This is a genomic window from Arthrobacter woluwensis, assembly GCF_900105345.1.
GTDB classification, from domain to species: domain Bacteria; phylum Actinomycetota; class Actinomycetes; order Actinomycetales; family Micrococcaceae; genus Arthrobacter_E; species Arthrobacter_E woluwensis.
In genome coordinates this window covers 15,848-32,558 of record NZ_FNSN01000004.1, presented here as the reverse complement: position 1 = coordinate 32,558, position 16,711 = coordinate 15,848, and the positions used below count along the sequence as shown (strand labels likewise).

Annotated in this window: 12 protein-coding genes, 1 tRNA gene and 2 rRNA genes; 5 read left to right on the top strand and 10 right to left on the bottom strand. The window is 64.8% G+C overall.

From position 1 onward, the window contains the following. Nucleotides 1-117 precede the first annotated feature (117 nt). Nucleotides 118-3,244 (top strand): 23S ribosomal RNA (locus tag BLV63_RS15790). Nucleotides 3,245-3,465: 221 nt separating this feature from the next. Then, a 5S ribosomal RNA gene (gene rrf, locus BLV63_RS15785) occupies nt 3,466-3,582 on the top strand. A 615-nt stretch (nt 3,583-4,197) separates the two neighbouring features. On the opposite strand, the gene BLV63_RS15780 is transcribed toward rrf, so the two are convergent. The 5 genes from BLV63_RS15780 to BLV63_RS15760 form a co-directional block, all read right to left on the bottom strand. Beyond that, nucleotides 4,198-5,601, bottom strand: a complete 1,404-nt coding sequence (locus tag BLV63_RS15780; RefSeq protein WP_066217487.1) for a DUF4032 domain-containing protein — start codon at nt 5,599-5,601, stop codon at nt 4,198-4,200. 50 nt (nt 5,602-5,651) lie between these two features. After that, nucleotides 5,652-7,262: a beta-N-acetylhexosaminidase gene (locus BLV63_RS15775; RefSeq protein ID WP_066217485.1), complete on the bottom strand. Its 1,611-nt coding sequence runs from the start codon at nt 7,260-7,262 to the stop codon at nt 5,652-5,654. 152 nt (nt 7,263-7,414) lie between these two features. Continuing rightward, on the bottom strand, nt 7,415-8,497 hold the full coding sequence (locus BLV63_RS15770) for an ABC transporter ATP-binding protein (protein WP_066217483.1): 1,083 nt from the start codon (nt 8,495-8,497) through the stop codon (nt 7,415-7,417). A 165-nt stretch (nt 8,498-8,662) separates the two neighbouring features. Continuing rightward, the gene (gene otsB / locus BLV63_RS15765; RefSeq protein WP_066217480.1) at nt 8,663-9,517 is read right to left on the bottom strand and encodes a trehalose-phosphatase; all 855 of its coding nucleotides are present in this window, start codon (nt 9,515-9,517) and stop codon (nt 8,663-8,665) included. Then, the gene (locus BLV63_RS15760) at nt 9,510-11,012 is read right to left on the bottom strand and encodes an alpha,alpha-trehalose-phosphate synthase (UDP-forming) (protein ID WP_066217479.1); all 1,503 of its coding nucleotides are present in this window, start codon (nt 11,010-11,012) and stop codon (nt 9,510-9,512) included. Before BLV63_RS15760 ends, otsB begins: the two co-directional genes overlap by 8 nt. A gap of 220 nt (nt 11,013-11,232) precedes the next feature. On the opposite strand from BLV63_RS15760, the gene BLV63_RS15755 reads away from it, so the two are divergent. After that, nucleotides 11,233-12,138, top strand: a complete 906-nt coding sequence (locus BLV63_RS15755) for a DsbA family protein (protein ID WP_066217478.1) — start codon at nt 11,233-11,235, stop codon at nt 12,136-12,138. 197 nt (nt 12,139-12,335) lie between these two features. Next, nucleotides 12,336-12,412 (top strand) — tRNA-Thr (locus BLV63_RS15750). 618 nt (nt 12,413-13,030) lie between these two features. On the opposite strand, the gene BLV63_RS15740 is transcribed toward BLV63_RS15750, so the two are convergent. Further along, nucleotides 13,031-13,819: an SOS response-associated peptidase family protein gene (locus tag BLV63_RS15740; RefSeq protein WP_074783825.1), complete on the bottom strand. Its 789-nt coding sequence runs from the start codon at nt 13,817-13,819 to the stop codon at nt 13,031-13,033. Between the two features lie 348 nt (nt 13,820-14,167). Between BLV63_RS15740 and BLV63_RS18430 the strand changes: the two genes are divergently transcribed. Beyond that, nucleotides 14,168-14,452: a hypothetical protein gene (locus BLV63_RS18430; protein WP_169795544.1), complete on the top strand. Its 285-nt coding sequence runs from the start codon at nt 14,168-14,170 to the stop codon at nt 14,450-14,452. A 63-nt stretch (nt 14,453-14,515) separates the two neighbouring features. Here the strand turns inward: BLV63_RS18430 and BLV63_RS15735 are convergent, their stop codons facing one another. Genes BLV63_RS15735 through BLV63_RS15720 form a run of 4 tightly spaced genes read right to left on the bottom strand, consistent with a single transcriptional unit; the run spans nt 14,516 to nt 16,689 of the window. Continuing rightward, on the bottom strand, nt 14,516-14,779 hold the full coding sequence (locus BLV63_RS15735) for a hypothetical protein (protein WP_066217568.1): 264 nt from the start codon (nt 14,777-14,779) through the stop codon (nt 14,516-14,518). Then, nucleotides 14,772-15,686, bottom strand: coding sequence for a hypothetical protein (locus BLV63_RS15730; protein WP_139244578.1), 915 nt, complete (start codon nt 15,684-15,686; stop codon nt 14,772-14,774). The genes BLV63_RS15735 and BLV63_RS15730 overlap by 8 nt, the downstream gene beginning before the upstream one ends. Nucleotides 15,687-15,724: 38 nt before the next feature. After that, nucleotides 15,725-16,453: a collagen-like domain-containing protein gene (locus tag BLV63_RS15725; RefSeq protein ID WP_066217489.1), complete on the bottom strand. Its 729-nt coding sequence runs from the start codon at nt 16,451-16,453 to the stop codon at nt 15,725-15,727. Beyond that, nucleotides 16,450-16,689, bottom strand: coding sequence for a hypothetical protein (locus tag BLV63_RS15720; RefSeq protein WP_139244577.1), 240 nt, complete (start codon nt 16,687-16,689; stop codon nt 16,450-16,452). Before BLV63_RS15720 ends, BLV63_RS15725 begins: the two co-directional genes overlap by 4 nt. Between the last annotated feature and the right edge of the window lie 22 nt (nt 16,690-16,711).

Here is a 16,711-nt window from a genome sequence, read left to right as displayed (position 1 = left end):
GTTGTTGTTTGAGAACTGCATAGTGGACGCGAGCATCTTATAAGGCGAGCGTCATGGCCTGGGTGGCCTCCTTTTGGGGGGTTGTGTGGGTTGTGGTGTTTGTCTTGGTTTTTGTGTGGCCAAGTTTTTAAGGGCGCACGGTGAATGCCTTGGCATTAGGAGCCGATGAAGGACGTGGGAATCTGCGAAAAGCCTGGGGGAGTTGATAACCGAACTTTGATCCCAGGATGTCCGAATGGGGAAACCCGGCTGCCTGTTATGGGTAGTCACCCGCAGCTGAACGCATAGGCTGTGTGGAGGGAACGCGGGGAAGTGAAACATCTCAGTACCCGCAGGAAGAGAAAACAACATGTGATTCCGTGAGTAGTGGCGAGCGAAAGCGGATCAGGCTAAACCGGTCCATGTGTGATAGCCAGTGGGCGTTGCATGGTCGGGGTTGTGGGGTTGTTCCGTACCAGGGTCACTGACCTGGTCGGGTGTGAATGTGCTGGCGTAGATGAACGGCCTGGGATGGTCGACCATAGAGGGTGAGAGTCCCGTAATTGTCGCGTTGATGCACCGCTCGAGGGATGATTCCCGAGTAGCACGGGGCCCGAGAAATCCCGTGTGAATCTGTCAGGACCACCTGATAAGCCTAAATACTACCTAATGACCGATAGCGGACCAGTACCGTGAGGGAAAGGTGAAAAGTACCCCGGGAGGGGAGTGAAATAGTACCTGAAACCGTGTGCCTACAATCCGTCAGAGCAGGCTTGTACCTGTGATGGCGTGCCTTTTGAAGAATGAGCCTGCGAGTTAGTGTTACGTCGCGAGGTTAACCCGTGTGGGGAAGCCGTAGCGAAAGCGAGTCTGAATAGGGCGTTTGAGTGGCGTGATCTAGACCCGAAGCGAAGTGATCTACCCATGGCCAGGTTGAAGCGACGGTAAGACGTCGTGGAGGACCGAACCCACTTCAGTTGAAAATGGAGGGGATGAGCTGTGGGTAGGGGTGAAAGGCCAATCAAACTTCGTGATAGCTGGTTCTCCCCGAAATGCATTTAGGTGCAGCGTTGCGTGTTTCTTGCCGGAGGTAGAGCTACTGGATGGCCGATGGGCCCTACAAGGTTACTGACGTCAGCCAAACTCCGAATGCCGGTAAGTGAGAGCGCAGCAGTGAGACCGTGGGGGATAAGCTTCATGGTCGAGAGGGAAACAGCCCAGACCACCGACTAAGGCCCCTAAGCGTGTGCTAAGTGGGAAAGGATGTGGAGTTGCTTAGACAACCAGGAGGTTGGCTTAGAAGCAGCCACCCTTGAAAGAGTGCGTAATAGCTCACTGGTCAAGTGATTCCGCGCCGACAATGTAGCGGGGCTCAAGTACACCGCCGAAGTCGTGGATTTCAGATAGTAGACAAGCCTTCGTGGTTCAGTCGTCTGGAGTGGTAGGGGAGCGTCGTGTGGACGGTGAAGCCGCGGTGTAAACCAGTGGTGGAGACCACACGAGTGAGAATGCAGGCATGAGTAGCGAAAGACGGGTGAGAAACCCGTCCGCCGGATGATCAAGGGTTCCAGGGTCAAGCTAATCTGCCCTGGGTGAGTCGGGACCTAAGGCGAGGCCGACAGGCGTAGTCGATGGACAACGGGTTGATATTCCCGTACCGGCGAAGAACCGCCCATACTGAGCCCGGGATACTAACCACCCAATCCGCCTCCAGGAGCCTTCGGGCAAGTGGTGTGTGGTGAGGCTGGGAACTGATCGGGGGAGGTAAGCGTATTAACAGGTGTGACGCAGGAAGGTAGCTGAGCCGGGCGATGGTAGTCCCGGTCTAAGCAGGTAGGCCGTTCCCTAGGCAAATCCGGGGAACATGAAGGCTGAGACGTGATGGGACCCCACCTTGTGGGGGATTCAGTGATCCTATGCTGCCGAGAAAAGCATCGACGCGAGGTTCCAGCCGCCCGTACCCGAAACCGACACAGGTGATCAGGTAGAGAATACTAAGGCGATCGAGAGAATCATGGTTAAGGAACTCGGCAAAATGCCCCCGTAACTTCGGGAGAAGGGGGGCCCGGACTGTGAAGAGGACTTGCTCCTCGGAGCGGATAAGGGCCGCAGAGACCAGGGGGAAGCGACTGTTTACTAAAAACACAGGTCCGTGCGAAGTCGCAAGACGATGTATACGGACTGACTCCTGCCCGGTGCTGGAAGGTTAAGAGGACCGGTCAACACTTTGGTGTGAAGCCGGGAATTTAAGCCCCAGTAAACGGCGGTGGTAACTATAACCATCCTAAGGTAGCGAAATTCCTTGTCGGGTAAGTTCCGACCTGCACGAATGGAGTAACGACTTCCCTACTGTCTCAACCATGAACTCGGCGAAATTGCACTACGAGTAAAGATGCTCGTTACGCGCAGCAGGACGGAAAGACCCCGAGACCTTTACTATAGTTTGGTATTGGTGTTCGGAGTGGCTTGTGTAGGATAGGTGGGAGACTGTGAAGCGGACACGCCAGTGTTCGTGGAGTCATCGTTGAAATACCACTCTGGTCACTTTGGACATCTAACTTCGGCCCATGATCTGGGTCAGGGACAGTGCCTGATGGGTAGTTTAACTGGGGCGGTTGCCTCCTAAAAAGTAACGGAGGCGCCCAAAGGTTCCCTCAGCCTGGTTGGCAATCAGGTGTCGAGTGTAAGTGCACAAGGGAGCTTGACTGTGAGAGAGACATCTCGAGCAGGGACGAAAGTCGGGACTAGTGATCCGGCGGTACATTGTGGAATGGCCGTCGCTCAACGGATAAAAGGTACCTCGGGGATAACAGGCTGATCTTGCCCAAGAGTCCATATCGACGGCATGGTTTGGCACCTCGATGTCGGCTCGTCGCATCCTGGGGCTGGAGTAGGTCCCAAGGGTTGGGCTGTTCGCCCATTAAAGCGGTACGCGAGCTGGGTTTAGAACGTCGTGAGACAGTTCGGTCCCTATCCGCTGCGCGCGCAGGAAATTTGAGAAGGGCTGTCCTTAGTACGAGAGGACCGGGACGGACGAACCTCTGGTGTGTCAGTTGTACTGCCAAGTGCACCGCTGATTGGCTACGTTCGGATGGGATAACCGCTGAAAGCATCTAAGCGGGAAGCCCGCTTCAAGATAAGATTTCCATGACCCTTCGGGGTCGAGAGGCTCCCAGCAGACCACTGGGTTGATAGGCCGGACGTGGAAGCAGGGACTAACGACCTGTGAAGCTGACCGGTACTAATAAGCCGACAACCTGACCACACACCACACCCCCCCGGGTGTGGGGTAAAGAAACTGTGCTACGCGTCCACCATGCGGTCCCCAAACAACAAACCCACCAGTTTGACCCGAGGGAACCAGATAATTGAATAAGCAACACCACCACCCCCACAAGGGATCCACTGGTTGGTGTTGCGTGTCACGGAAACGATCCAGTGACCCTTACAAACCAACCCCCACCCTGGTGGGGAGTTTGAAAGAGTTACGGCGGTCATAGCGTGGGGGAAACGCCCGGTCCCATTCCGAACCCGGAAGCTAAGACCCACAGCGCCGATGGTACTGCACTCGCGAGGGTGTGGGAGAGTAGGACACCGCCGGACACAACCACCCAGGATGGCCCGAGCAACGACGCCCGGGCCATCACTGCACCACCAACGAAACAGCCCCCACACACAAGCGTGGGGGCTGTTCGCCTTTAACCGGCATCCCAGCACGCCAACTACCACCCCACAAGCCGCCCCAACGTGGACCGACCGAGCTCGGCCATCGACGGATTCGACTCCCGGTAATACCAGGCGAGGCCGATCGCCTGCTCGAAAGCCCAGCCCGCTCCGCTTACGGGACCCGGGCGCCAGTAAACGGTTCACGGATGGTACCGGGAATCAGGCTGGCACTTCGGAACCGTGAGGCGGCTGGAGGGTCTGTAGGCCGCTCTGGGCGCCTAGCGGTCCGGGGGCGTGTTCCGTGCGGGAGGCCTGTCGGTCTCCGTGCCTACAGCCGCCCCTGAGTCCTTGCCGGCGGAGGTCTGCGGCGCTCCTGGCCCGCAACGAACAGTGGCCCGGCCGTGTTAACACGGCCGGGCCACGGCGTTTTGAGAGCCACTGCGTTTCGAGCCCCACTGCGTTTCGAAGGCCACCGTCCTATCGGGATCACGGTGGTTTCAGCACCACAGGATGATCAGGCCGCAGTCGTTCAGGGGCGCTCTTCCGGAGGAATCAGTCCTCGTAGCCCTCTTCGTCGTCGTCCGCCTTGATGACGCCGGCTTCCAGGACCTTGATCAGGTCGGTGTCCGGGTTCAGGAGCAGGGTGGCCTCGTCCCGGCGGTGCCGCAGCACATCGTCGATGTAGGACTGCAGGGCCTCGGCCATGGGGACGTGCTGATTGCGCTTCTCCGTCATGTACCAGCGGTGTTCGAGCACCTCGTGGACCACTTCGGCCGGCTCCAGCTTGCCGGAGAGCTCGCGCGGGATCGAGCGGACGATCGGCTCGAAGACCTGGGAGACCCAGGCATGCGCGCTGATCTCCTCGTCCTGACCGGGGTAGTTGTCGGCCCGGTAGGCGTCCATGTCGTTCAGGAGCCGGCGGGCCTGGTTCTCCTGAGCGTCCAGGCCGGTCAGGCGCAGCAGGCGTCGCTGGTGGTGCCCGGCGTCGACCACCTTCGGCTGCAGCTGAATGGTGGAGCCGTCCGCCGTCGTCTTGATGGCGTATTCCTCCACATCGAAGCCCAGTTCGTTGAGGCGGCGGATGCGGGCGCCCACGCGCCAGCGTTCACCCAGCTCGAAGGATTCCTTGGCCGTGAGTTCGTCCCACAACCGGCGGTAGGACTCCATGATCCGTTCGCTCGTGGCGACGGGGTCCACGAGCTCGTCGATCAGTTCGCCGTCCAGCAGGTCCATGAGCTCACCGGCGATGTTCACGCGGGCGATCTCGAGGTCGTACTCGCGCTGGCCGGTGGACAGGTCCGGGTACAGCTCGCCGGTCTCCGCGTCCACGAGGTAGGCGGCGAAGGCCCCCGCGTCACGGCGGAACAGGGTGTTCGAGAGGGACACGTCGCCCCAGTAGAACCCCACGAGGTGGAGCCGGACCAGGAGCAGCGCCAGGGCGTCGATGAGGCGCGTCAGGGTGTCCTTGCGGAGCATCTGGGAGAAGAGCGCCCGGTACGGCATGGAGAACTTCAGATGCCGGGTCACCAGGCAGGGGTTGAGGGGCCGCCCGTCGGGGGTGGTACGGCCGGTGATGACGGCGACCGGCTCCACGGCCGGGACGTCCAGCCGGGCCAGCTTGCGGAGCATATGGTACTCGTGGCGGGCCACGTGCTCACTGGTCTCCTTGATGGCGATCACGGTGCCGCCCAGGTGGGCGAACCGCACCACGTGGCGCGAGATGCCTCGGGGGAGGGCCGCAAGGTTCGCCTGCGGCCACTCCTCCAGGGCGATGTGCCACGGCAGGTCCAGCAGCTCAGGGTCCGCGCTGGCCGCGGTGATGTTCAAGGAGCCGACGGGTCCCGAGGGGGCCTCGTCCACGCTCGCGGCCTCGGCACGGGGCAGCTTTCCCACCTGGTCGTAGTCGGTGGGCTCGTCATGCCACTGTGCCCCGTTGGAGGGCGCGTTCTCACTCATGGTTCCATCTTCCCTTAAGCTCACCGGGCCCCGTGAGGGGCCGGGGAGGTTTACTCCGTGCCACCCGCTGCGCCCGCGACGCCGGCGTTCTCCGGCAGCGCGGTCACCGCCGACAGGTCGACCCCTTCGAACGGATCGCGCGGAGTGGCGTTCCACTCGATGTCCGGGCTGGGCCGGAAGGTCACGCCGAGTGCCACGAGACGCTCGCCCAGCCGACCCAGACGTGCGGCGAATTCCGTCGCATCCTTCGCCGCGGCGTCGCTCCAGGCCGTCTCCGCGAGGGCGATGGCCCGCGGGTAGATCAGCCAGTGGGCCTCGTCCAGGCTCCGGATGGTCTCGCTCCACAGCGGCGCCTCGACACCCAGCACCTGGTGCTCCTCGAGCCCGTCACGGACCGGATCCCAGCCGTAGTAGAGGTCCCAGTCACCCATGGCCGCCCACTTGAGGCCGATCGGGTCCGATTCCACGTACTTCTGGTCCAGGTAGCTGCCCTTGCCGGGAGACATGACCACGCGGGCCGCGTTCTCCCGGACCTGCCGCAGCGTCGGTTCCAGGTCGCCGTCCCAGTACTGGATGACGGCCCCGGAGGGCAGCTCGGCCTGGGCGTACTCGTTCCAGCCCATCACCGTCTTGCCGGTGGCCGCCACGGACGCCGCGAAGTCGGTGACCATGGCCACGAAGTCCTCCTTGGAGGTGACCAGGGCCTCGTCGCCGCCCAGGTGGAGGTACGGGCCGGGCGTCAGTTCCGCCAGCTGCCGGAACACCTCGGCCACGAAGGGGCGGGTGAGCGGATTGTCGTTGTACAGGGTGGAGAAGCCCACCTCGCCCGTGGCGGTGGGGCTCGTGGCGATCCCGTCCGGGTTCAGCTCCGGGACCGCGGCCAGCGCGGAGTTCACGTGACCCGGCACGTCGAATTCCGGGACCACCGTGACGAAACGCTCTGCGGCGTAGGCCACGATCAGGCGGTAGTCGTCCTTGGTGTAGTACCCGGTGCGGCCCGGGCCGAGGCCCCAGCCCTCACGGTTCACGGCCCCGTCCTTGCCGATGCGCGCGAGCTCGGTGAAGTCGATGCCGGTGGGGTTGTCCTCCGGGGTGTCCAGCTCGATGCGCCAGGACTGGTCATCGGCCAAGTGCAGGTGGAGCACGTTGAACTTGAACCGGGTCATGACGTCGATGAGCCGGCGGATCTCGTCGATCGGATAGTAGCTGCGGGCCACGTCGAGCATGATGCCGCGGTACGCGAAACGGGGTGCGTCCCGGACCTCGACGTGGCCGACCGGGATGTCCTCCGCCGGCGTCGCGGTGTAGCCGGACTCCAGGGCGGCGGGCAGCAGCTGCCGCAGCGACGACGACGCGTGGAACAGCCCCGCGGCGTGGGCGGCACTGAGCCGCACGCCGGCGTCGTCGACGGTCAGGGTGTAGGCCTCGCTCCCGTCCGGGTGGGCGGAGTCGATCCCGAAGCTGATGACCGGCCCGCCGGTCGCGGAGGTGAGGACGGGGACGGCCCAGCCGGTGCCGGCACGGAGCCAGCCGGCGAAGGCCCCGGCTACGGCTTCGGCGCCGGGGCCTGCGACCACCTGGGTGCCGGAGGTGAGGAGGAGGGTTCCGTCGGCGGTGACGGTCGAACGAGGCGCGGGGGTGATGAGGTGCTGAGGTGACACGAGTGCTCCTGACAGGGTCGCTGGAGTGGAGGACTTGCTGGAGGGCGCCACGAAGGCGCGCCGAAGAGGGTGTACCAAAGACGGCCCGTTCCGTGAGGAACGGGCCGTCGAGGCTGAGGGTTCAGAGAACCGTCGAGTCAGCGAACCGAGGACTAGTCGCCCAGGCGCTCGCCGGTCTTGGTGTCGAACAGGTGCACGTGGCCCTGCTGCGGGCGGACCCAGATGGTGTCGCCCTTCAGCGGGGGACGGCGGCCGTCGACGCGTGCCGTGATGTCGTGGCGCTTGCCGTCCAGCGTGGTGTGGCCGTACACGTAAGCGTCGGCGCCGAGCTCCTCGACGACGTCGGCCTCGACCTGCAGGCCTTCGCCCTCGGGAGCGGTCTCCAGGTCCTCCGGACGGACACCCAGGGTGACCGTCTTGCCCGTGGCGTCCTCGAGGACGCTGTGCGGGACGGGGTACACGGTGCCGCCGAACTGGACACCGTCACCGACGACGGGCAGTTCCAGCAGGTTCATGGCCGGGGAGCCGATGAAGCCGGCGACGAAGACGTTGTTCGGGCGGTCGTACAGGTTGCGCGGGGTGTCGATCTGCTGCAGCAGGCCGTCCTTGAGCACTGCCACACGGTCACCCATGGTCATGGCTTCGGTCTGGTCGTGGGTCACGTAGACCGTGGTGACGCCGAGGCGACGGGTCAGGGACGCGATCTGGGTACGGGTCTGAACGCGAAGCTTGGCGTCCAGGTTGGAGAGCGGCTCATCCATGAGGAACACCTGCGGGTTACGCACGATGGCTCGGCCCATGGCGACACGCTGACGCTGACCACCGGAGAGGGCCTTCGGCTTGCGGTCCAGGTACTGCTCGAGGTCGAGGAGCTTGGCGGCCTCGCGAACGCGGGTCATGCGCTCTTCCTTCGGCACACCGGCGATCTTCAGGGCGAAGCCCATGTTGTCCGCCACGGTCATGTGCGGGTACAGCGCGTAGTTCTGGAACACCATCGCGATGTCACGGTCCTTCGGCGGGACGTCGGTGACGTCACGGTCACCGATCAGGATCCGGCCGGAGTTCACATCCTCAAGGCCTGCGAGCATCCGCAGCGAGGTGGACTTGCCACAGCCGGACGGGCCGACCAGAACGAGGAATTCGCCATCCTCGATCTGGATGTTGAGCTTGTCAACGGCGGGCTTGTTGGTCCCCGGGTACAGCCGGGTGGCGTTGTCATAGGTAACTGTAGCCACAGTTATCGTGTCCCTTCATCGGCAGGTACGTGCCGAACGATCCGTAGTGAATGGTGTGTATTCAGTTGTCGTGAAAGTGCGGGGTCCTCCGGCCGGGCCGAGCCCTGCCACGTGGATCCCGCACTCAAGGCGATGCCGCACGGTAATGTGCGTCACATCACATCCTCAGTATGGCAGATCGTTGTGACCTTTGTCTCCCTGATGACGTGAACGGTGGCTGAACAGGATCTCCAGCAGGTCCGCCACCCCCTCGGGGGAGGGCACGCGGAACTGCGCGGCGGTGAAGTCCTCGCCGACCTTCACGCCGAGATCAGGATGGGGCAGGCCGGGATTGGTGTCGAGGCGGGCGAAGGCGGTCTCGTCCGTGGTGTCGTCCCCGGCGTAGAGCACGGCGACGGGGCCGAGCACCGTGCGGAGGAAATCCAGGGCCTCACCCTTCGAAGAGCGGACCACGGAGGCCTCCAGGACGCGCTTGCCGTTCATGAGATGGACCCCGGGCTCACGTTCGAGCAGATGCCGGGCCGCGGCTTCGGCGTCCACCGCGTCCTCCACGGTGGCCTGGCGCGTGTGGAGCACGGCGCCGGCCGGCTTCTCCTCCACCCAGCATCCGGGCGCCACCTGGGCGACCTCCTCGAGCACCTGATGGACCTTCTCCAGCAGCGCCTGCTGGGCCGGGTCCAGGACCAGGCCGGTGCTGCCGGCGCCCAGCCAGACCTCCGCGCCGTGGCTGCCGACCAGCAGGGTCTCCGGGGCGGGCTGAGCCACGGCCCGCAGACTGGCCAGCGAGCGGCCCGACACGAGCGCCGTCGTCGTGCCCTCCAGCGACGAAAGGCGGCGGAAGGCGGCGGCCGCGCGGGGGAGCGGGCGCGCCTCGTCGGCGTGGGCGACCAAGGGGGAGAGCGTGCCGTCGAAGTCCAGCGCCACGAGCAGCTGCGGGGCGTCGGCCAGATGCTCGACGGCGCGGCGCAGCTCCGCGTTCAGGCTGCCGCGCGTCTGTTCGGGCCAGATGGGCTCACTCATGACGGTGGCCCTCCGCCCGCGTGAGGTCCGACAGCCGGTCCAGGAACGCCGTGGACCAGCCCTGGACGTCATGGGTGAAGACCTGCCGACGCATGGAACGCATCCGGCGGGCCGCGTCCGGCCGGGACACCGTGGTGGCCGCGAGGATGGCCGACTTGAGCCCGTCGATGTCGTGGGGGTTGACCAGGAAGGCCTGCTTGAGCTGGTCCGCGGCGCCGGTGAACTCGGACAGGACGAGGGCGCCGGTGTTGTCGACGCGGGCCGTCACGTACTCCTTGGCCACGAGGTTCATGCCGTCCCGCAGTGCCGTGACGAGCATGACGTCCGCCGCGAGGTACAGCGCCACCATCTCCTCGACGGGGTAGCTGTGGTGGAGATAGCGGACCGCGGTGCGGCCCAGGGTGTCGAAGGCGCCGTTGATGTGGCCGACGGTGCCTTCGATCTCCTCACGGAGCCGGCGGTACTGGTCCACGCGCTCGCGGCTGGGGCTCGCCACCTGGATGAGGCACGCCTCTTCCACGGTCAGGTCGCCGTCCGCGAGGAGCTCCTCGAACGCCTTGAGCCGGTGGCGGATGCCCTTGGTGTAGTCCAGGCGGTCCACGCCGAGCAGGATGGTGCGCGGGTTGCCGAGTTCGTGCCGGATCTGGCGGGCCCGGTCCACGACGGCGGGATCCTTGGCGAGCGCCTCGATCTGGCCGACGTCGATCGAGATGGGGAACGCCTCGGCCACGCAGAGGTGCGCGGTGGGCAGGCCCGGGTCGACCATCAGGGACTGGGATTTGCCGGTCTGGGGCTTGCCCTCCACCGTCACGCGGGCCGAGGAGGCTCCGGTCAGGCGGAGCGCGGCCCGGACGAAGTTCCGGGCGTCGCTCGTGCGCTGGAAGCCGAGCAGATCGGCGCCCAGGAGGCCTTCGAGGACCTCACGGCGCCAGGGCAGCTGGGCGAAGATCTCCGGCGGCGGGAACGGGATGTGGTTGAAGAAGCCGATCGTCACGTCCGGACGGATCTGACGGAGCAGCCGCGGGACGAGCTGGAGCTGGTAGTCCTGCACCCAGACCGTGGCGCCCGGGGCCGCCACCTTGGCGGTGGCCTCGGCGAATCGGCGGTTCACCCGGCGGTAGGAGTCCCACCAGGTGCGGTGGAACTCGGGGCGGGCCGTGACGTCGTGGTAGAGCGGCCAGAGGGTCGCGTTGGAGAAGCCCTCGTAGTAGAGCTCCACGTCCTCCGTGCTCAGGGCGACCGGGACGATGTCCGTGTCCCCGTGGGTGAAGGGTTCCACCGTCTCGTCCGGTGCGCCATGCCACCCGACCCAGGCGCCGTCGGCGCCCTGCATGACCGGGGCGAGGGCGGTCACCAGGCCGCCGGGGGAGCGGCGCCAGTGCGCGCCGCCGTCGTCGTCGACCACACGGTCCACGGGCAGGCGGTTGGCCACCACCACAAAATCGAACTGACGCGAGGATTCCCCCGCGGTACTGCTGTTGTCCTCGGCGTGCACGGCGCCCCCTCAGAGGTTGGCTTCTCGATTCCTGCTTCCAGCCTAGTCGCACGTCGGGCCGGGGGTGGATGTGTGACCGTCGGGGTCGGTGACACGACGAGTTGCAGCCCGCGCCGCGTGCTGTCATCGGCTCGACCAGCGGTTTCCCAGACATCTGGCCTAAAATCGTGCTGAATGAGGTAGCCCAGGGCCCCGAGGCCCTCTATCCCCCTGAGGAAGCATGAGCCCTTCTAATGAACCGCGCCCCAGCAAGGCCGAACGTACCGCGCAGGCCCGTGAGCAGGCCCGCATCATCCGTGAACAGCAGGTGAAGAAGGAGAAGCGGAACAAGCTCCTGCTCATCTGGGGTGTGGTGGTCGCCGCCGTGCTGGTGGTCGCCATCGTCATCTGGGCCATCATGGCCAACAACGCGAACAACGCGCCCATCCCGGATTCCGGCAGCACGCCCGCCAACGCCAACATCCATGGCGGCGTGATCCTGACGAAGGACGGCGTGAGCGCCCAGCCGGCCGCCCAGATCAACACGGCGACGCTGCCCCCGCAGCCGACGGCCGCGCCGAGCCAGGGCGCCGAGGCGAAGGCCCCGGGCGTCGAGGCGGAGTCCGGCAAGCCGGTCAAGGTGGTCGCGTACATCGACTTCATCTGCCCGGTCTGCAAGAACTTCGAGACCACCTACGGCTCGCTGCTGGACGAGAACGTGAAGAGCGGCAAGATCACGGTGGAGTACCGTCCGATCGGCCTGCTCGACTCCCGCTCGACCACCAACTACTCCTCCCGCGCCGCCGCCGCAGCGGCCTGCGTCCTGAACGTGTCCCCGGACAAGTACCAGGCGTACTTCAAGGCCCTGTTCGACCAGCAGCCCGCCGAGGGCAGCGCCGGTCTGAGCAACGACCAGCTGAAGAAGATCGCACAGGATGTCGGCGCCAAGGACATCGCCAACTGCGTGGACGAACGCACGTACCGCCCGTTCGTGAAGGTCGCCACCATGGAGGCCACCGCGGTGGGCGTGAACGGCACCCCGACCATCTTCGTGGACGGCAAGCAGTACGGCGTCGGCGAGAACTCCAACGTCCAGTTCCCGGACATGATCACCAAGGCGATCGCCGCCAAGACCGCCAAGAAGTAGATCCGCCGAGAAGTAAGCGCGGCGCTCCGGTCCCTGAGACGGATCCAGCGCTCGACGACGGCCCGTCACCCTGAGAGGTGGCGGGCCGTCGTGCTGTCCCGGGCGGGTGCGGTGCGGCTTGCGGGCCGCCCGTTTGGGGAGTCCTCCCGCTCTCGGCTACGCTTTAAGCCGCGCCGCCGTGGCTTCACGCGGCGCCTGCCTCCTTAGCTCAGTTGGCCAGAGCACCTGTCTTGTAAACAGGGGGTCGCCGGTTCGAATCCGGCAGGGGGCTCCACGTGAAGGCCCCCGGAATCCGCGCGATTCCGGGGGCCTTTGTTATGCGCCATCGCATCCACGATGTGCGTAAGGTGGTGGAACTGTAGCCAATGGTGTAGCCATTGGTGGCAACGCATTGACTGTGCAGGTTACTTCAGCCGATATGCCCGGTTGGGGTCGGCCGGTACGGGGCGGAGGGTTTCGGCGGGTACCCAGCAGTCGACGACGGCGGGTTCCCCGCCTTCGATTTCGACGCAGTAGACGATGCGTGCAGCCCAACGGTAGGAGTGGCGTCGCCAGGCGATGATGAGGACTTGGCGTGGTTGCCGGCCGGGTTCGGTGTCTTCGAGGTACCAGGCGTGTCGTGTGTGCCTCGGCTTGGGGTAGAGGCGATCACGGCGGGGCTTTGACACGACGGCAAGACTCTCACGAGGGTCTGACAGTGAAATGATGTGGGGGTGAAGGTGATTGCGACCGTGGCCCCTGCTGGTGGGGCTAATGACAAGCTCGACTCGGCCCAGGCCAGGACCCTTGTGGGTGAGGGCGAGGGCTACGAGGATGCGAAGGCGGCCGCGTTGGCGCAGCTGCCTGAGGGGTTCATCGTCCTGCACCTTCGGCAGGACCCGAGCCCGATGGTTTACCGCTGAGCCTTCCGCTCTTTGGGGCTGAGTGCTGGTTCGAAGTCGGCGGTGTCGATGATGTGTTGCATCTCGGGGTCTGGTTCGATCAGTGAGGGGTCTGCGCGGCGGTCATCGGCGGCGAGCTTCCGGGTGTTGTTGTAATCCCTGCTGATGGCGTAGTACTCGAGCCGTTCGGTTACCTCACTCGAGAAGTCGCGGAGTTCGGCGAGGGTTTCCTTGTGCTTGTCCGTCGCGCCCTTGCCTGGGGTGTCGCCGGCCCCGACTTGTAGCCACCGGTCCTGCATGTCCTCGGGGACGAAGATCGGTTGCCGGGTGTGGACTTCCCCGGCTCCGAGGTCGGCTTCCATGGTGATGATCGTGTACGCGCCCTGTTCCTCGTCATAGAGGCCTGCTGCGGTCAGGAGGGGTGTGGTGTTGTCGTGAATGAACACAGGCACCTTGTACTTGGGCGAGGTCTCCACAAACTCTACGTACCCGTTCATGGGGACGAGTGCGGTCTTGCCTGCCCGGTAGAGTTCCCGCCACTTCGCGACCCGGAACAGGTTGTCGGAGCGGGCATTGATGGACTTGATTTCCGGCTTCCCCCACGCGGCACCCTGGATACCCCAGGTTCCGGTAACGAGCGCCCGGGCGTGTGTCCCGTTGTTGTCGGCGCGTTCGGCGACGAAGGGGCCGCGCACGCCGGGGCTCATGCTGTAGAGGCCGGACCACTGGGCGTCCAGCTCAGACCGGAGGATCGTCGAGATTTCCCCGCCGTCGTATGACATCACGTAGCGTCCGCACATGGGTTGAGACTGGCACGACCCAGGGCACCAGGCAAGGCCCTGTGGATTCGCTCGCTATGATTTCCTCATCACTCACATTCGAATTGGGGTTCCATGAAGAAGTTTCTTGCGCCTGCATGCGCTCTGGCCGTAGCCGTTCTCGTTGCATCCTGCTCTTCGGGGGCAACCGGCAACACGTCCACGAGCGCGCCGGTTGCGGCAGGCCAAACGCCTGCCTCGACCACGTCCGTTCCGAGCCCGTCGGCGACTCCGACGCCAGTCTTGAAGACGGCGACTGAGATCGCCAATGCGCTGAAGGCGAAGGTTCCTCAGGTCACGAAAGTTACGACGGTGACTGAGGCGAATGACGTGAACAACATGATTGGACGTCCAGGCCAGTATTCGTCTGCTGCTTGGATCGCGGACAGCCGTGGGAAGGCTGGCGAGACCGGCGTTGATGGTGGCGCTGTTGTCGAGACGTTTGAGACGGCAGCAGACAGGGATGCTCGGGCGAAGTACATCGCTGATGTCACTAAGGGTGTTGGCGCTCTTTCGGAGTACCACTACATGACAGGCACATCTCTGGTGCGTGTGTCTGGTCAGTTGCCGCCGTCCCAGGCGAAGGCGTACAAGGACGCTGTAGCCGGGCTCTGACCACTAGCCTTAAACGCCGATAGCGCCCCCACTACCTCGTGTTGAGGTGGTGGGGGCGCTTTGTCATGCTGGGTTTTTTGGTTCGGCTCCGAGGCCGATCTTGGTGAGGAAGTCGTTGACCAGTGGGAGTGCCATGACGCGGGTGATGGCTCCGGCGACTCCGAGGACGGCCGCGGCGAGGCCTGTTGCTGCTGCCGGGTCGTGGAGGGTGGCTGCCTGATAGATGAGCGGTGCACCTGCGATGAGTGGGAGCCCGACGGCGAGGGCGGTTCGGGCTACCGCCCGCCACGGGTAGCGGGTCTGAGTTGCTGCGCGGTGATCAGGCATCGGTTCCTCCTACTGTGACGTTGACGTCGACGCCGGATTTGAGGGCTTCCTCGGCTCCGGCTTTGGCGGCGGCCTGAACGGCACTGAGATCGATGTTCTGGCCGGTAGTTGCGGCCTTGAACGCTGCGAGCAGCCCGGCGATCTGTCCTTGGAGTGCGATGTTGCCGGTCTTCGTGTCTGCGATCTCCTGGCGCAGGGACACGGGGCGGCCGCCGCGAGTGATCGGGCCGGTGTTGTCGCGGGCGGTCTGAGCGGCGCGCGTGCCATCAGCGATCATCTGGCGGACGCTCACGTCGCCGCTCGCGGTGCTGATGGGGCCGAGGTACTTCGCCAGGCCCTTATCTACGGCGGCGTCGAGGTCTTTTGCAGTTGCCATGTCGAACCAGTCCTTCGTTTCGATGGGGCGGACAGCGCCGCCAGCGTTGGTGATGCCTGCGATTCCCCACGATTCGGTGCTGTCGTAGACGTCCGCGGGGAAGTTGACTGGGTCGCCCCAGTAGAGGTCCACGGTGGAGACGTGGATGTGGTCGGAGTGGGGGGACTCACCCGTGTACGGTTGCCATTCCCAGTTCGAGAATGCTCCGGCGATCAGAGGTGTGGTCTGCCCGGGTGTCGGGTTCATGTCGTGGATGAGGTAGGAGAACCGGCCGGTGGCGCGGCCGATGGCGCGTAGCTGCTCTGCGAGCTCACGTCCCTCCGCTTCGGGGAGGTTCCCATTGTCATCGGTGAAGATGTCAATGGCATGCACGATTCCATTGGAGTCGGCGTTGTGGCCCGTGAAGTTGGTGGGCGACATGTAGCCAGTGACGAACTCGCTTGCACGGGCCGGGGTGTAGTCGTACCGCTTGTAGACCTCATCACGGAGCGTGACGAGGGATCTGTTCGGCCGATGATAGGCGATGGCCATGTTCGGCACTGAGCCTCCTCAGATGTAGGGCGAGCCCGTCACGGGGACGGGCTCGGGGTCGGGGTTGATGCTGTGCAGGTGTAGGTGGTGGATCCGGGCGGCTGCGGGGTGCACGTGTAGGTGACCCCGTCCTGAGTGAAGTTCCAGCTGCTCGGCGGGGAACCATCCTTGCCGTCCCGGCCCGGCATGCCCGGCGCTCCGGGGTCGCCCTTCGGGCCCGGCACTCCTGGGTCGCCCTTCTCTCCCGGGATTCCTGGCTGGCCAGCGCTTCCCGCCACGCCTGGGGCCCCGGGGATTCCAGGTTCTCCGGCACTCCCCGGCGCTCCAGCAGCACCCGGCGCGCCGGACGCTCCCGGGCTCCCATCCCGGCCGTCACGGCCCGGGGCACCATCTCGCCCGTCAACTCCCGGGATGCCTTGGTCCCCCTTGCTTCCCGGGACGGCCGCGGTGTCCTTGGCGACCTGGTCGGCTCGCTGGCAGACCTGCTTCCCCTGTGGACTGGACTTGAAGTCGTCCTTCGCGCACGCGGCGGCGACCTGCTCCGCCAACGATTTCTTCTCGGCTGCCTGAGCTTGTGCGGCGTCGGCGGCCTGGGCGGCGTAGTTGCCGTTCTGCCATGCCAGGATCCCGCACACCACCACCAAGAACGCGAGCAGACAGGACGAGAGCAGGAGCAGGGACTTCGTGCGCTTGTCCGCCCGGCGTGACTTGTCCACGGCCTCCTGCGCGACGGCCAGCCGCCTCTCGTTGTCTTCGAGCTGGCTCATGACACTCCTTCCGGCCAGTCTTTCGGGTCCGGTTCGATACCGGCGGCGATGAGCTGTTCACGCCACTTACCGGCTGCGCGCTTGACGAGTTTCGCTTCCTTCAACTCGGCCTCGAGGGCTTCGATGCGCTCTCTCAGTAGCTCTTCCACAGACGCCTCCCGCTTCTCGCGCTTCTTGTCTGACCGGCCGATGAGGTAACGGATGCCGCCACCGAGGACGGCCAGCAGTGCACCCACTGCGGTGAGTGTCGGTCCCCAG